An 18,710-nucleotide genomic window follows, 5' to 3' on the forward strand; every position below is an offset into this window, starting at 1 on the left:
CGCGCCGCCATGCTTGGGCCTGTGTCAGTAACCCTGCGGCTTCGGCCAGGGCATGGTGAACTGGTCGCCGCGGCGCACGAACTGGTAGCGCCGGAAGTGGAACCAGAGCGAAGCCACGATGTAGAAGCACATCATCGCGCTGAGCTGCGTGCCATAACCGAGGAACACCGCGAAATAGGCCGTCGAGCACAGGATCAACAGCACGATCGTCGGCAGCGGGTGGAACGGATGCACATAACCGCGCTTGATCGTGTCGAGTGGCCACTTGTTGCGGAACATCACCATGTTGAAGGTCATGAAGGTGTAGCCGAGCAGGCCGGACAGGATCGAGAAGGTGACGACCTGGTCAAGCGGCGCGCCGAGCGCGAAGATCAGCGCGATCGGGACCAGGAAGACGATGGCGCGGTACGGCGTGCGGTAGATCGGATGCACAGCACCGAACCAGCTCGGCAGGTAACGGTCGCGGCCCATCGAGAACCAGGCGCGCGAGGCGTCGTTGATGCAGCCATTGGCCGAAGCGAGCGTGGCGAACGTCGTGCCGACGAACAGCAACACCATCAGTGACGTGCTGCCGGTGACGCGGGCGGCGTCGAACAGCGGCGTGCCGGCCTGGCCGAGATATTCCCAGGGGATCAAGCCCGAGCAGACGTACCAGGTCATGGTCGCGGCGATCAGCAGCGTCATGATGCCGGCCATCGTGCCGTAGGGCAGCGAACGTGCCGGCGAGCGCACTTCCTCGGCGGCCTGGCAGGTGCCCTCGATGCCGAGATAGTACCAGAGGCCGAAATGCAGCGACGCGACGATGCCGACCCACCCGTAAGGCAGCGGATCGCTTGTTATGGCTGAGAAGTCGAGCGGCACGTTGGAAGCACCGAACTGCACCGCGATGAACAGCGTGATGATCGAGACGAATGCAATCGCGGTGATGACAAGGTTGAAGGTCAGTGTCGCGAGCACGCCGCGATAGTTGAGCCACGCCAGGAACATGATGGCGAGGATGATGAAGGGCTGCTGGTTGAGCCCCGTATGGCCCTGCAGGCCGGCAACCGTGTCGAGCAGGAAGCCGACGGTGATCGCATTGGCCGCTTCCAGCATGGTGTAGGCCATGACCAGGAAAAGGCCGACGTTGAAGGCCATCAGCGGGCCGACGATGTGCTTGGCCTGGGCGTATTGGCCGCCGGCTGCGGCGACCGTCGAAGTCACCTCGGAATCTATCATGGCGACGCAGGTGTAGAGCAGGCCTGCAACCCAGCAGGCGATCAGGCCAGCGATCATGCCGCCTTTGCCGACCGAGAAGTTCCAGCCCATATACTCGCCGACGAGCACGATGCCGACGCCGAGCGCCCAGATGTGGGCGGGGCCGAGCACGCGCAGCAGCTGGAGCCGTTCGGGCTCGGCTGCGGTTGAAGTCACATTTGCCATCGTCGTCCCCTCAGATCTCGTGGCGTTCTGCGGTCGCCTCGATCTCGCCTTCGCGAGAGGAGATCAACAGTTCGTTGTCATAGGTCGTGTCGATGCGGACGAGGTCGATGAGCATCAGGACGCCAAACAGCGCGGAGAGAGCCCAGGCCGCGTATTCCAGAATGTTCCAGGTATCCATTGTGGCCTCCCCTAGCGCTTCTTGTCGCCGAAGCGTTCTTCGATGACTTCGCGGTATTCCCTGTCGGACAGCCGCACGACCATGACGAAGTAGCCGATGACCAGCACGGCCATGACGATCAGCGCGCTCCAACTAAAGCTGTAGTCGAAGCGGGCGGTGATGATGTCGTTGGCGGCGGCCGGGTCGGTAACGCCGAGTGCTGCCCATTGCTGCTGTTCGGTGGCGTTCTGGCCAAGCGCTTCCCAGGTCGGGTTGGCGATCGGATTTGGCACCTTGGCGGCACCAGCGAGGCCCAGATAGAGCGGGATGTAGAGCGCGCCCACGGTCAGAACCAGCAAGGTCACGACGTCGAAAATCTGGCCGGCGAGGCTCTGTTTCGGAGGTTTGTAAGCCATTATGCGCTCCTCAGCCGCGACGGCGACGCATCTCGTCGAGATGCTTGATGTCGAGGCCATAGATGAAGTGTTTGTCTTCGACGTAGTGGCGCAGCATGGCGACGATGGCCGCCGTGTTGAAGGCCAGCACGAGGCCGCAGGCGATCGACAGGATGATCCGGATAGCTGGGATGGAGATGTAGGACCAGACGCTGAACAGGGCGAACAACATGGTGCACCAGAGCACCGCAACAAATATCACGAGACCCGCTCGATCCCTTCCATGCATCTTGTCGATGCGCTGCTCGAGAGTCGCGTCCCCGCGCTGTTGACTTAAAGTCGCTTCCATTTTTCCTCCTCAACCATGGCCGTTTTCGGCTTCATTTTGGTTTGCTTCTGCGGGAAATTAATTTCCCCTGAGGAATGTCCGGCAAAGTTAATTTCCTGTCAAGTGACGACCGCGCGCACTTGTCGCACTACGACTTTCGATGACGCCGAAGACCATTGAATCGATTGGCTTTTGTTGAGCTGACGCGGTGTCGGAATTTTTACGCCGGAGGTCGCTAACGGGCGGTCCGCGTTGCCCAAACGGGCAGGAACGGCCCTGCACGTTATGTTTTTCCCGAGTGAGCGACAGGAGGAGTCGCGCGAGGTGGAGGCAGCCTCAAACGGCTGCGGCGGCAACTGGAATGTGATGCCGGTCGCCGCCGGTTGTTACAGTCAATGCAAAGATCAGGCGCCGATAGAGCCGATGCGCTCTGCCGTGAGTTCGAGCTTCGGCTCGTCGCTTGTTTCTTTGGTCTGCCGCGCCGACTAGCAGTAGGATGTCAGGCTTGCCATTGCGGCACCAACTGCCGGACAGGACTATGTTCCGGCCGGAGCCTCCGATACTGTCGATGCCTATGTGACCACGACCCAGGCCAGGGCCTCGCTCTCGGAAGCGGAAGAGAAGCAGGCGCTCGGCCCGCCCTGACAGGCTCTATCGAGTGCCCGGCTGCGGGCCGCGCTTGCGCTCGCTGGCGTAGAGCGCGACTGCCATGGCGCGGTTGCGTACGCCCAGCTTGTCGTAGAGATTCTTTAGGTGGTATTTGACCGTGTTCTCGGAGATCCCGGTTCTTGTCGCGATCTGCAGATTGGTCCAGCCGTCCGCCAGCACACCAAGCAGCTCCAGTTCGCGCGTCGTCAGACGAGACAAGGGCGTCTCGTTGATCTTGGCGACATCGATATAGGGGATACAGATGCGGCCATTGGCGACCGCAAGCAGCGTGTCGAACAGAATACACGGATCGTCGAACTGGTAGCAGAAACCCTGCACGCCCAAGCGCACACATTGCTTGAGGATGCCGACGTCGTGATCGTTGGAAAAGATCACCATGCGCGCGGCAAGCTGTCGCCGGTGCAGTTCGGTGAGAACCTCGCTGGCATCCATGTCGGAAAGCTTCCAGGCAACGATCGCGACATCGAACGCCGGCTCGGCCGAGGCCACCGCCTTGATGAAGGCATCGCCGCTCTGCACACCCTCGACGAATGAAAAACGTTCGTCGCGGCTGATCATGTCGCGCAAAGCCGAAATCACAAGCGGGTTGCGCTCGGCGATCAGGACATTCAGCTTCTTGTGTTGCGCCATCAGCCCGCCATCGACATCATGTCTTGGCGCATTCCAGTCGAATTCGCCAAGACATGCCCGCTCTGCAGCGACAGAATTCAGTCGTAGATTCGGAATCGGCTGACCAAATCGTGCGTTTCTTCACGAACGGCAGCCTCGATCTTGGCGTTGCCTTCCTCGCCATTGGCCGCAAGCCCGTCGATGACGGCCATCGTCATGCGCCCGACCTGGCGGAACTCCTCGTTGAGGAAGCCGCGCGTCGTGCATGCCGGTGTGTGCCCAGGCGAACGCCTGAGGTGACCATCGGCCCCTGCGGATCAAACGGGATGCCGTTCTTGTTGCAGGTGATGTGGGCACGGCCAAGAGCTGCTTCCACCGCCTTGCCGGTGAGATTCTTGCGCCTGAGATCGACGAGCATCAGATGCGTGTCGGTGCCACCGGAGACGATGTCGACGCCACCGTCCTGGAGCGTTTCGGCCAGCGCCTTGGCGTTCGAGACGACATTGGCGGCATAGACCTTGAAATCAGGCGTCAGCGCTTCGCCGAAGGCGACCGCCTTGGCAGCGATGACATGCATCAGCGGACCGCCCTGGAGACCCGGGAACACCGCCGAATTGATCTTCTTGCCGATCTCTTCGTCATTGGACAGCACCATGCCGCCGCGCGGACCGCGCAGCGTCTTGTGCGTGGTCGTCGTCACGACATGGGCGTGTTCGAGCGGGTTGGGATGCACGCCACCGGCCACCAGGCCAGCGAAATGCGCCATGTCGACGAACAGCTTGGCACCAACCTCATCGGCGATCTCGCGGAATGCCTTGAAATCGATGATGCGCGGGTAGGCCGAGCCGCCGGCCAGGATCACCTTGGGCTGGTGCTTCTTGGCGAGGTCGCGAACCTCATCCATGTCGATGCGATGGGTGTCGGGCTTGACGCCATAGGAGACGACGTTGAACCACTTGCCCGACTGGTTGACCGGCGCGCCATGGGTCAGGTGACCGCCGGCGGCGAGATTGAGACCGAGGAACGTGTCGCCCGGCTGCATCAGCGCCATGAACACCGACTGGTTTGCCTGGCTGCCGGAGTTGGGCTGCACGTTGGCGTAGCTGCAGTTGAACATCGCCTTGGCGCGTTCCCGCGCCAGATCCTCGACCTCGTCGACATACTGGCAGCCGCCATAGTATCGCCGCCCCGGATAGCCCTCGGCATATTTGTTGGTCAGCACCGAGCCTTGTGCTTCGAGCACCGCCCTCGAGACGATGTTCTCCGAGGCGATCAGTTCGATCTCGTCGCGCTGGCGCTGAAGCTCGCGCCCCATCGCATCGCTGACAGCGGGGTCTGCCTGGGCGACGCCGGTGCGGAAGAAATTGCGGGCGCTGCCGATGCCGGGTCTTGTCGGGATATTCATGGGCTCCTCCTAGCGGCGCCTGAGACGCCTGAAATCTGGGTCATCCGGTCCAGCCGAGACCGGCGGAAATGCAGTTGATCGAAAGCAGAAGCGCATTGACGGCCCGCTTCGGGTTGACGGTCGCGTCGTCCTGGGCGCGCACCTCGCGCAGCAGCTGCACCTGCAGCCGGTGGATCGAGTCCATCTGCGGGCGAATGCGGTCGAAATGGCGCTTGAAGGCCGGAAAGCGCTCGGACAATTTCAGGCCGCCATTGACCTCGGAGATCATCCGCCGGGTCAGCGCATATTCGGCTGAAATCTTGGCGTAGATGCGCTCGCCGACCTCGCGGTCCTGGACCAGCCCGGCATAGAGCTTCCCGATGTCCATGTCGGATTGGTAGAGCCCCTTGTCGACCTCGTCGATGACCAGCCGGAAGAAGCGCGAGCGCTCGAACATCTGCCTGAGCAGATCCAGGCCGGCATCGCCGCGGACATTGACGAACGAGTTCAGAGCACTGCCGATACCATACCAGTTGGTCAGCAGGTGGCGGTTCTGGCTCCAGGCGAACACCCAAGGGATGGCACGCAGATCGGAGATATCGCGGGCGCCGAAACGACGGGCCGGACGCGAGCCGATCTTGAGCAGCGCCAGCTCCTCGACCGGGCTCGCCTGATTGAAGTAATCGATGAAGCCCGGCTCGTTGATCAGCCCCGAATAGGACGCCTGGGACATGCCGGTCAGCGCTTCCAGAGCCTCGCTGAACTCCGGAATGTCCTTGAGTTCGGCCTCGTTCTGCGACTTGACGCTGTGGGCGAAGACGCTCGCGGCGAGAATTTCGAGCTGGTAGAGCCCGGTGCCGCGATTGGCGAATTTCGACGACACGACCTCGCCCTGCTCGGTGACGCGCATTGCGCCGCCAATGGTGCCCGCCGGCTGGGCGGCGATCGCCCTGCCCGTCGGCGCACCGCCACGGCTGACCGAACCGCCACGGCCGTGGAAGAAGCTGATCTTGACCTTGCGCTTGATGCCAAGTGCCGTGATCCGCCGCTGCGCCTTGTTGAGTTCCCAGTTGGAGGCGAGGAACCCGCCGTCCTTGTTTGAGTCGGAATAGCCGAGCATCACTTCCTGGCGGTTGCCGAAGTCACGAACCGAGCGGCGAACGATCGAGACGCCGAACAGCTGGTCGAGAATGTCGGGCGCGGCGCGCAGATCGGCGATGGTTTCGAACAGCGGAACGACACGCAGCGCGATGGTTCCGCTGCCATCCATGGCCGTCGCCAGGCCGGAATATTGTGCAAGCAGATAGACGGCGAGCAGATCGTCGCTCGACCGGGTCATCGACAGGATGAAGGCACCGACAGCACCATCATTCAAGCCGGCCGAAGCCTTGCGGATGACGTCGAACAGATCGAGCAGCTCCTGCGCTTCCTCTGACAGCGCCAGCCTGTCGACCTCCAGCTGCTCGCCGGAATTGAGCGCCGCCCTGATACGCTGCGTCCATTGCGGCGTGTCGGGCGCGGGTGCTGCGGCCGGTTCGGCGAGCTTGAACAACTCGGCCAGCACACGGTTCACCACCGTCGAGTTCTGGCGGATGTCAAGCGATACGGTGCGGAAGCCGAACGTCTCCACCTGCTGGCGCAGCGGTCGGACGAAGCGCCTGGCGATCAGCTTGCCGCCAAGCTGGCCCAGCACGTTTTCAAGTTCGCGCAGGTCGGTCTTGAAGCCTTCCGAGCGTGTGTAAGGCTTGGCGGAAGCCGCGCCGCGCATCGCTTCCAGGCGGTCGAGCATGGCGCCGGCGAACTGGCGCAGCGGCTCGTCGGGATTGCGCGCGACGATCTCCGAGGCATTGCCGGAGCGATGCAGCGCATGCCCAAGCGCCTTGATGAAGGTATCGGGAATGTCGACGACATTGGCGCTGATGCTGAGCACGGTGACCAGCTTGCGCACCTGGCCGATGTACCAGCCGACGATCGCCTGGCGGCACTCGTTGAGCGCATAGGCTGTGATCTTTGCCGTGACGTTCGGATTGCCGTCACGGTCGCCACCGATCCAAGAGGCGTACCGCATGAAGGACGGCACCTTGATATCGTATTCGGGATAATGACGGGCCAGCGCCTCTTCGACGCTGTCATAGAGCTTGGGCGTCGCTTCGAAGATCACTTCGCGGAAGAAGTGCAGGCCCCAGGCGATCTCGCGCTCGACCGACGGGCGCTCGAGCCGAAGCTCGCCCGACATCCACAACAGCTCAATCTCACTCTTGAGATCGTCGATCAGCTGTTCGCGTTCACGCGGCGCCCAACGTTGCTGCTCGAGCTCGGTCAGCTTGCGGTAGATGCGGCGGTGGATTTCGAGGACCGTGACGCGCTTGGCCTCGGTCGGATGCGCCGTCATCGTCGGGCCGACGCAGAGCTCTTCGAGGGTAGTCTGGATCTGCTCGGCCGGGTAGCCGCCGGCTGCTATTTCGCCCATCACATTGGCAAAGGAGCCGATGACCTCGTCGGCCCCGCCCATCTGTTCGAGTTCGCGGCGCGAGCGCATCGCCAGAAGTTCATTGGCGATGGCAACAAGCTGGAACCAGATGCCGGTGGCCTGCAGCGCGGCAATGCGTTGCCCGCTTTCGAGCGCATCAAGGCTCACGCGGCCGGTAAGAACCTCCGCCATATCGGGCTCGCGTTCGCTGACGACTGAAAGCAGCACCCTGAACAGCAGGCTGCGCACGTCTTCGCGAAAGCTGAGTGGTCTGCTCTCCTCCAAGCGACACCCATTCATCTCGAGTTGTTTCCCGTGCCGTTTCGTTGAGCCGGCTGTCGGGAAAGATGCAGTTTTCCTAACTGACAGCAGACAGTTTTTGTGCCGGCTTGAAAACGCCCCGGACGGGTAGATTTCCCATTCGTTCGGGTGGTGCCGAAACTGGCCGAACGATGATCTCCAAGCCCAAATTGGACTATCGCCGCAAGCACACGATCAGGATGTTGGCGTGGATTGGTCCAGCGCGTTTTGCAGTGGACGCGATTTAACTCATGTGCAAATATGTTGCATAATAGGCAAGTACCGGAGGCGCATGAAAGTGAGGTCCACTACCCTGATCCGCATCGCCGCAGCACGATCCAACAGAGCTTGAAGAGGAACATGTACATGCAGAAAGTGCTGCCGGAACTTTACGAAGGCCACGCGCCGATCACCCTCCACAATGCCTTCCATGACGCGCTCGAAGCGCTTGAGGAATGGAAGGAAGGCAATGAAGAGCCTCTCGTAGCCGTCGATGGCTACAACGTCCCCATCAGCCACATCTTCGCGCGCATGAGCGCCTGTACCGACCTGTTGCCGCTGCGCACCCGCGACGTGCTCGAAACCATCGTCGACAAGGGTTCGTTCCGCGTTTCGGGTGGTTCGCTTTATGCCGATGGCGCGAAGCTGGTCATGCCGATCTGCGTCGAGCGTCTGACGCTGTCGCTGCTGCGCCCGACCGCCTCGCTGATCGAGCTGCGCAAGGCCTGCGTCGAAGCCTAAGCCCGATGCAGAATTCTTGCTGCCGCCTCGCGCGGCAGCTTCGCTTAGAAACAAGAGGCTATTTGGTAATATACAGGACCGTGATCGCCCCGCTGTCGACTTCGACAGTCACGCGGTAGCAACTCCACGTGTTGGCGGCTACTGCAACGAAGCAATCCATCGTCCCATTCTGCGATGGAGCTGCCTTCCAAACCGGCTGGCCATCCAGAGTTATCCTGAGAGGTTGCGGCCATCTCTTGTCTCATCCGACATCCAGTCCAGGAGCACGATCGTGTCATGGCTGGCGGGAATGGGGATCTGGTTGAGTATGCCGGCGGGCATGCTTGGACTCTACCTGCAAGGACAGAGCACCGTTGCGGAACCATCCAGAATTGTCAGCAGCCCCGCGCTGTCAGCCGGGGCTTCTGATGTCTGTCTGCGCTCTATCAGGCGGCCCGGGCGCTCGCTGCCTCGACGCCATACTCCAGCGACGCATCCACGATGGTATGCCAAAGGCTGTCGGCGAAGCTGGTGAACACCAGCATGTTGTAAACGGGGTGGCCGTCAGCGCCATTTGCATCGCGCCACAGGTTCACCGCCGTATGGTCGACCGAGGTATTGGCCGCAGCGCCGACCGGAAAGGCCAGGTCATGCAGATCGAGCGACGAGAATTTGGCGATGGCGTCGCGGCCACGTGGGCCTGAAACCCGGATCAAGCAGCGGCCATCCGACTGGTCGGACAAAGATGCTGATCCGGCAAAGACCTGCACCATGGCCGCAAGCTGCGACGCCTCGTCGGTCCGGGGCGCAATGACCGTGAACTGATCGGGGCCCGACCAGATCAGCGTCGCCGTCTTACCGGTGACAGCCTTGGGCGTAGCCGGCGCCTCGATGCCGAACAGCTTCTTCGCGGCCTTCGTGGCGTCCGCTGCCTTGCCACGCCGGGCCATGACCTGCACCAGCACGATGTCGCGCACCTCGTTCAGCGTTACGCCGACATGTGCGCCGGCTGCGCCATGGCGGCCGGGAACAAGCGCCTTCTGCAGCGGCGATTGGGTGTTCCAGAGATAATCAACCACGCTGGCGCGCTCCTTCTGGATCGTAGAAGACTGGGTTGCAGATTTCGGCTTCGTAGTCTTCGCTACGCAACGGGTCGTGGATGCGCACGACTTCGCCGAAGCGCTCGCGACCGCGTTCGACCAGGCCAAGGCCGATCCACTGTTCCAGCATCGGCGAATAGCAGACCGAGCTGACGTAGCCCTGGTCGGTTTCCGGACCGGGGATCGCGCCCTTGGGAACGACATGGGCGCCGGAGCGCAGCCGACGCTTCTGGTCGAGCGGCTTGATGCCGACGACGACCTGGCGGTCAGGTGCCGTCAGTGCTTCGCGACCGGCCATGACGCGGCCGATGAAGTCCTTCTTCTTCGACATCATCTTGCCGAGGCCGAGATCGTCGGCGGTCGTGGTGCCGTTGAGCTCGGGGCCGGCGACGTGGCCCTTCTCGATGCGCATCACACCCAGGGCTTCGGTGCCATAGGGCGTGACGCCCAGGTCGCGGCCGGCGATCATCAGGTTCTGCGCCATGGCAGCGCCATAACGAGCCGGGACCGAAATTTCGAAGGCGATTTCACCTGAGAACGAGATGCGGAACAAGCGGGCAGTGACGCCGCCGCGCAGCTTGACCTCGCGGGCGCCCATGAAGGGGAAACCTTCGTTGGACATGTCCTCGGACGGATCGACGAGTTCCTGGAGCAGCTTGCGGGTGTTGGGCCCAGCAATCGAGAACTGCGCCCACTGGTCCGAAGCCGACGACAGTTGCACGTCGAGTTCAGGCCACAGAACCTGTCGGCAGAATTCGAGATGCGCCATGACGGGGCCGGCCTTGGCGGTCGTCGTGGTCAGGAAATAGTGGTCTTCGGCGATACGTGAGGTCGTGCCGTCGTCCATGACGATGCCGTCTTCGCGCAGCATCAGGCCGTAACGGGCCTTTCCCACGGCAAGCGACGAGAAGGCATTGATATAGACGCGGTCGAGGAAGGTGCCGGCGTCCGCGCCGCGGACGTCGACCTTGCCGAGGGTGGAGACGTCGCAGAAGCCGACGCCGTTACGCACGGCCAGCACTTCGCGGGTTACCGACTCCAGCCAGTCCTTTTCGCCCGGCTGCGGATACCACTGCGCGCGCTTCCACAGGCCGGTGTCGACGAAGACCGCGCCCCGGGCTGCAGCCCAGTGATGCGACGGCGTGAGCCGCCAGGCATGGAAATTCTCGTCGCGATGATGGCCGGCCAGCGCGCCGATCGCCACCGGCGCATAGGGCGGACGGTAGATCGTCGTGCCGGTCTGCGGGATGGTGCGGCCGGTGGCTTCGGCCATGATGGCGAGGCCGGTGATGTTCGACGTCTTGCCCTGGTCGGTCGCCATGCCGAGCGTGGTGTAGCGCTTGAGATGCTCGACGCTCTCGAAGCCTTCGCGCTGCGCCAGCGTCACGTCGGACGCGGTAACGTCGTGCTGGAAGTCGACGAAGGCCTTGCCCTTGGCCTTGACCTGCCAGAGCGGCGAGATCGCATAGACCTCGTCGCCGGCTTCTGACGCCTCGCCGGCATTGCCGGATGCACCACATTCGGCGGCGGCGGCTGCACCCGCAGCATGACCATCGCGCAGGCAGCCACCGAGCGAGAACTCGCCATTGGCGGCACCGGCAGTGGTCATGCCCTTCGGCGAATCCCCGGGAACGAAGGCGGCGATGTCGTCGCGCCAGACCGGCCGCCCGCGATGGAAGCAGGACAGCCCGACATTCGGGTTCCAGCCGCCGGAGACGGCGAGGCAGTCGGCGTCGATCTGCTGCGTACGGCCATTGCCGTCGGTGACGACAACGCCGCGCACGCCGTCGACGCCACCCTTGACGTCCGAAATGCCACCTGAGAACACGCGCAGGTCGGAAAGCTCGGCAAGCGCCTGGTATTCCGCCGGCACGTTGCCACGCGGATCGATCACGGCAGCGATGTCGCCGCCGGCCTGCTGTATCGCCTCGACCGTGCGCCAGCCGTCGTCATTGTTGGTGAACAGCGCCACCTTGCGACCCGGCATCGCTGCAAAGCGGTGGACATAGGTGCGCACGGCGGATGCCATCATCACGCCCGGACGGTCGTTGCCCGGGAAAACGATCGGCCGCTCGATGGCCCCGGCCGTCACAACAGAACGCTTGGCCACGATGCGCCAGACACGCTGGCGGACCTGATGCGGACCCGGCACCGGAACATGGTCGTTGACACGCTCGAGCGCGGCATAGACGCCGCCATCATAGACACCGAACAGCGCCGTGCGGACCATGATGCGGACATTCGGAAGGGCGGTGAGTTCGTCGGTCGTACGACGCACCCACTCCTCGGCATGCATGCCGTCGATTTCGCCACCGTCGCTGAGCAGACGACCGCCGAGACGGCTGTCTTCCTCGACGAGGATGACGCGCGAACCGGCACGGCCGGCCGCCAGGGCGGCCGCAAGACCAGCGGCACCACCACCGATGACGAGCACGTCACAATGCGCCCAGGCCTTGTCGTAGTGGTCTGGATCGGGCAGCTCGGCGCTCTTGCCGAGACCAGCCGCACGGCGGATCAGCGGCTCGTAGACCTTCTCCCAGAACTTGGCCGGCCACATGAAGGTCTTGTAGTAGAAGCCGGCGACGAAGATCGGCGCGGCAAGCTGGTTGATCGACATGAAGTCGCGGCGCAGCGACGGCCAGCGGTTCTGGCTCTGGGCGACCAGCCCGTCATAGAGCTCCTGGGTGGTGGCGCGGGTGTTCGGCTCCTTGCGGGCACCGCTGCGCATTTCGACCAGCGCGCTCGGCTCTTCGGAGCCAGCGGTGATGATGCCGCGCGGGCGATGATACTTGAATGAACGGGCGACAAGCTTGACGCCGTTGGCGACCAGCGCCGAGGCCAGCGTGTCGCCGGCAAAGCCCGACATGACCTTGCCATCGAACGAAAACTGCAGCGGCTGCTGACGGTCGATCAGGCCGCCGCTGCGCAGGCGATGCGACTGGCTGGCTGAAGCTGCCTGACTGCGGGCGCTGGTCGGCGCGCCCTCGAGTGCGGCCGTCCTGCCGAGCGGTTCGGATCCGGAATAGCCCGACATCTTTATTCTCCTGCCTGCACCGGCTTGGCCGCGCCAACGCCTGGGGCTGCGGTCACCGACCTGAATTCATGCGTCACCGTGTTGCGCTCGGCGATCAGCCACGAGCGACAGCCACCACCGTGGTACCAGTATTCGCGCATGTAGCCGGCGACGTTGTCGCGCAGATAGACGTAGTCGTAGAAGGCGTCCTCGACACCCTCGGGGCTTTCGCCGCTATCGACTGCGAAGTTGGGCCGCTTGGGCGAAGCGTCGCCGAGATAGGTGAACTCGCCGTTCTCGCGTTCGCCGCAGAAAGGACATGCAATACGCATTCCGCCAGTCTCGCTTTCAGTGCAGGTTGGGTTGGGCGCCCTGGCCCTTTTCATCGATCATCGCGCCGCGGCGGAACCGGTCGAGCCGGAAGCGGGCGGCTTCCGGATGCGGTTCGTCGCGCGCCAAGAGGTGGGCGAAGACGAGCCCCGAAGCCGGCGTCGCCTTGAAGCCGCCATAGCACCAGCCGGCATTGAGGTAGAGGCCATCGATCGGCGTCTTGTCGATGATCGGCGTGCCGTCCATCGACATGTCCATGATGCCGCCCCACTGGCGCAGCATGCGGACGCGGCCGATCATTGGCATGACCGCCATGCCGCCTTCGCAAACGTCTTCGATGACGGGCATGTTGCCGCGCTGGGCGTAGGAGTTGTAGCCGTCGAGGTCGCCGCCGAATACAAGGCCGCCCTTGTCGGACTGGCTGATGTAGAAGTGGCCGGCGCCGAAGGTGACGACACCTGGGATAAGCGGCTTGATCGCTTCCGAGACGAAGGCCTGCAGCACGTGGCTTTCGATCGGCAGCTTCATGCCGGCCATCGCGGCCACGCGGGAGGTGTTGCCGGCGACCGCCATGCCGACCTTGCCGGCGCTGATCTTGCCGCGCGACGTCTCGACGCCGGTGATCTTGCCATTGTGGTCGCGCACGAAGCCGGTGACTTCGCAGTTCTGGATGATGTCGACGCCGCGCTGGTCGGCGGCGCGGGCGTAGCCCCAGACGACCGCGTCATGGCGGGCGGTGCCGCCGCGGCGCTGCATCAGGCCGCCCATGATCGGGAAGCGCGGGCTGTCGTAGTTGAGGAACGGCAGCTCCTTGCGGATCTGCACCGCGTCGAGCAGTTCGGCGTCGATGCCGTTGATACGCATGGTGTTGCCGCGGCGGGCGAAAGCATCGCGCTGGGCATCGGAGTGATACAGATTGATGATGCCGCGCTGGGAAACCATCGCGTTGTAATTGAGATCCTGCTCCATGCGTTCCCACAGCTTCATCGACATCTCGTAGAAGCCGGTATTGCCGGGAAGTCCGTAGTTGGAGCGGATGATGGTGGTGTTTCGGCCGGCATTGCCGGAACCGATCCAGCCTTTTTCCAGCACCGCAACGTTACGGATGCCGTATTCGTTGGCGAGGAAATACGCCGTGGCCAGTCCATGGCCGCCACCGCCGATGATGATCACGTCGTAGTGGCTTTTGGGTGCCGGATCGCGCCACGCCCGGGTCCAGCCCTTGTGGCCTGACAGAGCAGCCTTGGCGAGTGAGAAGATCGAATATTTCATCGCATGTGTTCCGGCGAAATGTGAGGTGTATCCGAGGCCTGCGCCCGGTCTCCACGACCGGGCACAGCCTGTTTGGGTGCCTCAGACGTCCAGCGTGTGGTCGCGTTCCCACTGGGTGAAGTGCGACGCGTAGGAGTTCCACTCCTGGTGCTTGAGCTTGATGTAGGCGGCGGAGAACTCCTCGCCCATCGCAGCCTTCAGCTCGCTGTCTTCGTCATAGGCGCGGAGCGCGTCGAGCAGGTTGAGCGGCAGCTTGGCACCGTGGGTGACGGTGTGGCCCTCGCGGTACATGTCGACATCGCTGCGCGGGCCGGGATCGGCCTTGGTGCGAATCCCGCTGAGGCCGGCGGCGATGATGATCGCCTGCATCAGGTACGGATTGGCCGCGCCGTCGGGCAGACGCAGTTCGAAGCGGCCCGGGCCGGGGACACGCACCATGTGGGTGCGGTTGTTGCCGGTCCAGGTCACCGTGTTCGGCGCCCAGGTAGCACCGGAGACGGTGCGCGGTGCGTTGATGCGCTTGTAGGAGTTGACGGTCGGATTGCAGATCGCGGCAAGTGCGGAGGCGTGTTTCATGATGCCGCCGAGGAAGTAGCGGCCCTTCTCCGACAGGCCCAGTTCCATGTTCTTGTCGGCGAAGGCGTTGGACTTGCCGGCAAGATCCCACACCGAGATGTGGGCGTGGCAGCCCGAGCCGGTCAGGCCCTGGAACGGCTTCGGCATGAAGGTTGCGCGCAGGCCGTGCTTTTCGGCGATCGAGCGAACCATGAACTTGAAGAAGGAGTGCTTGTCGGCGGTCTGGAGAACGTCGTCATACTCCCAGTTCATCTCGAACTGGCCGTTCGCGTCCTCATGGTCGTTCTGGTAGGGCTTCCAGCCGAGGTCGAGCATGGCATCGCAGATTTCGGCGATGACGTCGAAACGGCGCATCACGGCCTGCTGGTCGTAGCAGGATTTCGCAGCCGTATCGTATTCGTCGGCGATCTGGTTGCCATCCGGCGTCGTCAGGAAGAATTCCGGCTCGACGCCGGTCTTGACGCGCATGCCTTCCTTGGCGGCTTCGGCGACAAGGCGCTTCAGCGTGTTGCGCGGTGCCTGGGCAACGCCCTTGCCTTCCATCAGGCAGTCCGATGCGAGCCAGGCCACTTCCGGCCGCCAGGGCAGCTGGATGACCGAGAGCGGATCCGGCACGGCAAGCATGTCGGGGTGCGCGGGCGTCAGGTCCAGCCAAGTCGCGAAGCCGGCAAAGCCGGCTCCGTCCTTCTGCATGTCCGAAATGGCCTGGGCCGGTACCAGCTTGGCGCGCTGGCCGCCGAACAGGTCCGTATACGAGACCATGAAGTATCTGATGTTGCGAGCCCTTGCGAACTCTTTGAGATCGGTCACCTCTGACTGATCGATTTTGGCTTCGAAGGCCGTACCCATGAATTGCTCCTCCCAATCCTTGTGGTTTTAAAAGGGACCCTTACCAGGTACCCAGCTTGTCCCCGCAAGCGGCACGCCAGCCATGGCGGCAGCTTCGATCGAAAGAGCGCAGAGATCTTCAGGCTCGAGATTGTGCAGGTGATTTTTGCCGCAGGCACGGGCGATCGTCTGTGCCTCAAGCGTCATGACCTTCAGATAATTCGCCAGACGGCGACCAGCCGCGATCGGATCGACGCGCTTCATCAGCTCGACGTCCTGCGTGGTGATGCCGGCCGGGTCCTTGCCCTCGTGCCAATCGTCGTAGGCACCGGCGGTGGTGCCAAGCTTCTGGTATTCATCCTCCCAACGCGGGTCGTTGTCGCCGAGTGCGATAAGTGCCGCCGTACCGACCGATACTGCATCGGCACCGAGCGCCAGCGCTTTGGCCACATCCGCACCATTGCGTATGCCACCGGAGACGATGAGCTGAACCTTGCGGTGCATGCCGAGATCCTGCAGCGCCTTCACTGCCGGACGGATACAGGCAAGCGTCGGCTGGCCGACATGCTCGATGAACACTTCCTGGGTTGCTGCCGTGCCGCCCTGCATGCCGTCGAGCACGACGACGTCGGCACCGGCCTTCACGGCGAGGGCCGTGTCATAATAGGGGCGTGCGCCACCGACCTTGACGTAGATCGGCTTTTCCCAGTCGGTGATCTCGCGGATTTCGAGGATCTTGATCTCGAGATCGTCCGGACCGGTCCAGTCGGGGTGGCGGCAGGCCGAGCGCTGGTCAATGCCCTTGGGCAGCGTGCGCATCTCGGCGACGCGGTCGGAAATCTTCTGACCCAGGAGCATGCCGCCGCCGCCTGGCTTTGCGCCCTGGCCGACAACGATTTCGATGGCGTCGGCGCGACGCAGGTCACGCGGGTTCATGCCGTAGCGCGACGGCAGGTATTGGTAGACGAGCTGCTTGGAGTGGCCGCGCTCTTCCTCGGTCATGCCGCCGTCGCCGGTGGTGGTCGAGGTGCCGGAGAGCGTTGCGCCACGGCCGAGCGCTTCCTTGGCCGGACCCGACAGCGAACCGAAGCTCATGCCGGCAACCGTGATCGGGATCTTCAGCTCGATCGGCTTCTTGGCGAAACGCGTGCCCAGAACGACTGACGTGTCGCACTTTTCACGGTAGCCTTCGAGCGGATAGCGCGAGATCGAGGCGCCGAGGAACAGCAGGTCGTCGAAATGCGGGACCTTGCGCTTGGCGCCGGAGCCGCGGATATCGTAAATGCCCGTCGCTGCGGCGCGACGGATTTCGGACATCGCGTATTCATCGAACGTGGCCGACTTGCGTGGCGTCGTCGGAGGATTGTGATAGCTCATAGTGTTCCTCAGTAAGCGTCGGCGTTGTCGATGTTGAAGTTGTAGAGTGTGCGCGCAGAACCGTAGCGCGAGAACTCTTCCGGCTTGACGTCGGTGATGCCGGCGCGATCAAGCAGGTCCTTCAGGATGGCGATGTGCTCGGGGCGCATCTCCTTCTTGATGCAGTCGGCACCGAGGCTCTTCACCGAGCCGCGCACGAACAGGCGGGCTTCGTAGATCGAGTCGCCCAGCGCATCGCCGGCATCGCCGAGGACGACGAGGTTGCCCGATTGCGCCATGAAGGCCGACATGTGGCCGATGTTGCCACGGACAACGATGTTGATGCCCTTCATCGAGATGCCGCAGCGCGACGAGGCGTTGCCTTCGATGACAAGCAGGCCGCCGCGGCCGGTGGCGCCTGCGTACTGGCTGGCGTCGCCCTTCACGATGATCGTGCCCGACATCATGTTTTCACCGACGCCGGGGCCGGCCGAACCATGCACGGTGATCGTGCTGTTCTGGTTCATGCCGCCGCAATAGTAGCCAACGGACCCCTGCACATCGATCGAGATCGCGTGCTCGGCGCCGACGGCAACGGCGTGGCTGCCCTTGGGGTTGAGAACCTCCCAGTTCGATTCACCGGCGGCATCCTTCACATTGTGGAGGGCCTGGTTGAACTCGCGCAAAGTGATCTTGGACAGATCGAAGGTCTTCGGCGCGTAGTTGGCCTGGTGCAGAGGCGCGGTCGCAAGATTTGTTGAATGCATAATCTCAGTGCTCCCAGAAATAGACGGTGGACGGCTCGGGCTCCCAGACCTTGGCGTCTTCGATGCCTGGCAGATTGGCGAGGGCGCGATACTCGGAGCCGAAGGCGACATACTGGTCGGTTTCGGCCATGACGGCAGGCTTGCAGGAGATCGGGTCGCGGACGACGCCGAAGCCGTTCTTGGTTCCGACCACGAAGGTGAAGAAGCCGTCGAGGTCGTTCAGGCTGCTTTCCAGCGCCTCACCGAGGTTCTGGCCATGCGCGATCTTCGAGGACAGGTACGCTGCGGCAACTTCGGTGTCGTTTTCCGTCTCGAAGCGCATGCCGTCGCGGATCAGTTCGCGGCGCAGGTTGTTATGGTTCGACAGCGAGCCGTTGTGCACCAGGCACTGGTCGGGGCCGGTCGAGAAGGGATGCGCGCCGAGCGTGGTGACGGCGGATTCGGTGGCCATGCGGGTGTGCCCGATGCCATGGCTGCCGCTCATCTTGGTGACGTCGAAGCGCTTCACGACTTCGACCGGCAGGCCGACTTCCTTGTAGATTTCGATCGCTTCGCCGGCGCCCATGACACGGACGTTGGGGCGCAGTTCGGCAAGTGCTGCACGGGCTTCGGCGACCTTTTCGGTCGGCACGTCGAGCACGGCATGGGTCGACTTGATCGTCGATGAAACCTTGGCGCCGATCTTCTTGCCGAGTTCGGCGTCCAGACCCTTGAAGTCCACGTCCGGATTGGCTGACTGGATGGTGACCTTGGCATGACCTTTTGTGCCGCCGCCGTAGATGGCAATGCCGGCGCTATCGGGGCCACGATCGGTCATGGTTACAAGCATTTCGGACAGCAATGCGCCCAATTGGGGCTCCAGCGACTTGTCCTTCAAAAAGAGTCCTACAATTCCGCACATCCCGGTTTCCTCACCTGATTGGCTGCCTGTGACAAAAGCTAGCAGGTTCCGGATGCCAATTCAACTGTGATGAATTTTTTATTCCTGTAGAAAAACAACGGAGCCGGCGCCAA

15 protein-coding genes and 1 pseudogene are annotated in these 18,710 nt (G+C 63.0%); 1 reads left to right on the forward strand and 15 read right to left on the reverse strand.

The features are described from left to right. Positions 1–24: 24 nt before the first annotated feature. From SLT36_RS29960 to SLT36_RS29990, 7 genes and pseudogenes are all read right to left on the reverse strand, one after another. Positions 25–1,422 (reverse strand): APC family permease, encoded by a 1,398-nt coding sequence (locus tag SLT36_RS29960; RefSeq protein ID WP_310323605.1) that lies wholly within the window; start codon positions 1,420–1,422, stop codon positions 25–27. 10 nt (positions 1,423–1,432) lie between these two features. Beyond that, on the reverse strand, positions 1,433–1,600 hold the full coding sequence (locus SLT36_RS29965; RefSeq protein ID WP_432288725.1) for a hypothetical protein: 168 nt from the start codon (positions 1,598–1,600) through the stop codon (positions 1,433–1,435). Between the two features lie 11 nt (positions 1,601–1,611). Further along, the gene (locus SLT36_RS29970; RefSeq protein WP_432288726.1) at positions 1,612–1,995 is read right to left on the reverse strand and encodes a hypothetical protein; all 384 of its coding nucleotides are present in this window, start codon (positions 1,993–1,995) and stop codon (positions 1,612–1,614) included. 10 nt (positions 1,996–2,005) lie between these two features. After that, complete coding sequence (locus SLT36_RS29975) at positions 2,006–2,323, reverse strand: hypothetical protein (RefSeq protein ID WP_310323612.1); 318 nt, start codon at positions 2,321–2,323, stop codon at positions 2,006–2,008. A gap of 630 nt (positions 2,324–2,953) precedes the next feature. Further along, the gene (locus SLT36_RS29980; protein ID WP_432288727.1) at positions 2,954–3,601 is read right to left on the reverse strand and encodes a LuxR C-terminal-related transcriptional regulator; all 648 of its coding nucleotides are present in this window, start codon (positions 3,599–3,601) and stop codon (positions 2,954–2,956) included. Positions 3,602–3,678: 77 nt separating this feature from the next. Further along, positions 3,679–4,985: pseudogene (glyA, locus tag SLT36_RS29985) on the reverse strand (serine hydroxymethyltransferase). A gap of 40 nt (positions 4,986–5,025) precedes the next feature. After that, complete coding sequence (locus tag SLT36_RS29990) at positions 5,026–7,734, reverse strand: phosphoenolpyruvate carboxylase (protein WP_432288728.1); 2,709 nt, start codon at positions 7,732–7,734, stop codon at positions 5,026–5,028. Positions 7,735–8,094: 360 nt separating this feature from the next. On the opposite strand from SLT36_RS29990, the gene SLT36_RS29995 reads away from it, so the two are divergent. Continuing rightward, the gene (locus tag SLT36_RS29995) at positions 8,095–8,475 is read left to right on the forward strand and encodes a hypothetical protein (protein ID WP_432288729.1); all 381 of its coding nucleotides are present in this window, start codon (positions 8,095–8,097) and stop codon (positions 8,473–8,475) included. Between the two features lie 425 nt (positions 8,476–8,900). Here SLT36_RS29995 and SLT36_RS30000 read toward each other — a convergent pair whose 3' ends face one another. The 8 genes from SLT36_RS30000 to SLT36_RS30035 all read right to left on the reverse strand — a co-directional run bounded on the left by SLT36_RS30000 (position 8,901) and on the right by SLT36_RS30035 (position 18,597). Continuing rightward, positions 8,901–9,533: a sarcosine oxidase subunit gamma gene (locus tag SLT36_RS30000; RefSeq protein WP_432288731.1), complete on the reverse strand. Its 633-nt coding sequence runs from the start codon at positions 9,531–9,533 to the stop codon at positions 8,901–8,903. Next, positions 9,526–12,588, reverse strand: coding sequence for a sarcosine oxidase subunit alpha family protein (locus tag SLT36_RS30005; RefSeq protein WP_432288732.1), 3,063 nt, complete (start codon positions 12,586–12,588; stop codon positions 9,526–9,528). The genes SLT36_RS30000 and SLT36_RS30005 overlap by 8 nt, the downstream gene beginning before the upstream one ends. A gap of 2 nt (positions 12,589–12,590) precedes the next feature. Next, positions 12,591–12,899 (reverse strand): sarcosine oxidase subunit delta, encoded by a 309-nt coding sequence (locus SLT36_RS30010; protein WP_067967931.1) that lies wholly within the window; start codon positions 12,897–12,899, stop codon positions 12,591–12,593. 16 nt (positions 12,900–12,915) lie between these two features. Further along, on the reverse strand, positions 12,916–14,169 hold the full coding sequence (locus SLT36_RS30015) for a sarcosine oxidase subunit beta family protein (protein ID WP_432288734.1): 1,254 nt from the start codon (positions 14,167–14,169) through the stop codon (positions 12,916–12,918). 81 nt (positions 14,170–14,250) lie between these two features. Beyond that, positions 14,251–15,594, reverse strand: coding sequence for a type III glutamate--ammonia ligase (glnT, locus tag SLT36_RS30020; protein ID WP_067967923.1), 1,344 nt, complete (start codon positions 15,592–15,594; stop codon positions 14,251–14,253). A gap of 27 nt (positions 15,595–15,621) precedes the next feature. Next, entirely contained in the window at positions 15,622–16,950 is a 1,329-nt protein-coding gene (locus SLT36_RS30025) for an FMN-binding glutamate synthase family protein (protein WP_182576238.1), read from the reverse strand. Between the two features lie 8 nt (positions 16,951–16,958). Continuing rightward, the gene (locus SLT36_RS30030) at positions 16,959–17,696 is read right to left on the reverse strand and encodes a GXGXG domain-containing protein (RefSeq protein ID WP_067967917.1); all 738 of its coding nucleotides are present in this window, start codon (positions 17,694–17,696) and stop codon (positions 16,959–16,961) included. 4 nt (positions 17,697–17,700) lie between these two features. Continuing rightward, a complete protein-coding gene (locus tag SLT36_RS30035) occupies positions 17,701–18,597 on the reverse strand; it encodes a class II glutamine amidotransferase (protein WP_432288736.1) in 897 nt (298 codons plus the stop codon). Positions 18,598–18,710: the final 113 nt, after the last annotated feature.

The sequence above is a fragment of the Aminobacter sp. BA135 genome (assembly GCF_050859125.1).
GTDB lineage: Bacteria > Pseudomonadota > Alphaproteobacteria > Rhizobiales > Rhizobiaceae > Aminobacter > Aminobacter ciceronei.

Bases quoted from the DNA above. Each gene is read 5' to 3' on its own strand.
- glnT (WP_067967923.1), bottom strand. From the start codon at position 15,594: ATGGGTACGGCCTTCGAAGCCAAAATCGATCAGTCAGAGGTGACCGAT.
- SLT36_RS30035 (WP_432288736.1), bottom strand. From the start codon at position 18,597: ATGTGCGGAATTGTAGGACTCTTTTTGAAGGACAAGTCGCTGGAGCCC.
- SLT36_RS30025 (WP_182576238.1), bottom strand. From the start codon at position 16,950: ATGAGCTATCACAATCCTCCGACGACGCCACGCAAGTCGGCCACGTTC.
- SLT36_RS29970 (WP_432288726.1), bottom strand. From the start codon at position 1,995: ATGGCTTACAAACCTCCGAAACAGAGCCTCGCCGGCCAGATTTTCGAC.
- SLT36_RS29965 (WP_432288725.1), bottom strand. From the start codon at position 1,600: ATGGATACCTGGAACATTCTGGAATACGCGGCCTGGGCTCTCTCCGCG.
- SLT36_RS30005 (WP_432288732.1), bottom strand. From the start codon at position 12,588: ATGTCGGGCTATTCCGGATCCGAACCGCTCGGCAGGACGGCCGCACTC.
- SLT36_RS29995 (WP_432288729.1), top strand. From the start codon at position 8,095: ATGTACATGCAGAAAGTGCTGCCGGAACTTTACGAAGGCCACGCGCCG.
- SLT36_RS29990 (WP_432288728.1), bottom strand. From the start codon at position 7,734: ATGAATGGGTGTCGCTTGGAGGAGAGCAGACCACTCAGCTTTCGCGAA.
- SLT36_RS29975 (WP_310323612.1), bottom strand. From the start codon at position 2,323: ATGGAAGCGACTTTAAGTCAACAGCGCGGGGACGCGACTCTCGAGCAG.
- SLT36_RS30010 (WP_067967931.1), bottom strand. From the start codon at position 12,899: ATGCGTATTGCATGTCCTTTCTGCGGCGAACGCGAGAACGGCGAGTTC.
- SLT36_RS29980 (WP_432288727.1), bottom strand. From the start codon at position 3,601: ATGGCGCAACACAAGAAGCTGAATGTCCTGATCGCCGAGCGCAACCCG.
- SLT36_RS30030 (WP_067967917.1), bottom strand. From the start codon at position 17,696: ATGCATTCAACAAATCTTGCGACCGCGCCTCTGCACCAGGCCAACTAC.
- SLT36_RS29960 (WP_310323605.1), bottom strand. From the start codon at position 1,422: ATGGCAAATGTGACTTCAACCGCAGCCGAGCCCGAACGGCTCCAGCTG.
- SLT36_RS30015 (WP_432288734.1), bottom strand. From the start codon at position 14,169: ATGAAATATTCGATCTTCTCACTCGCCAAGGCTGCTCTGTCAGGCCAC.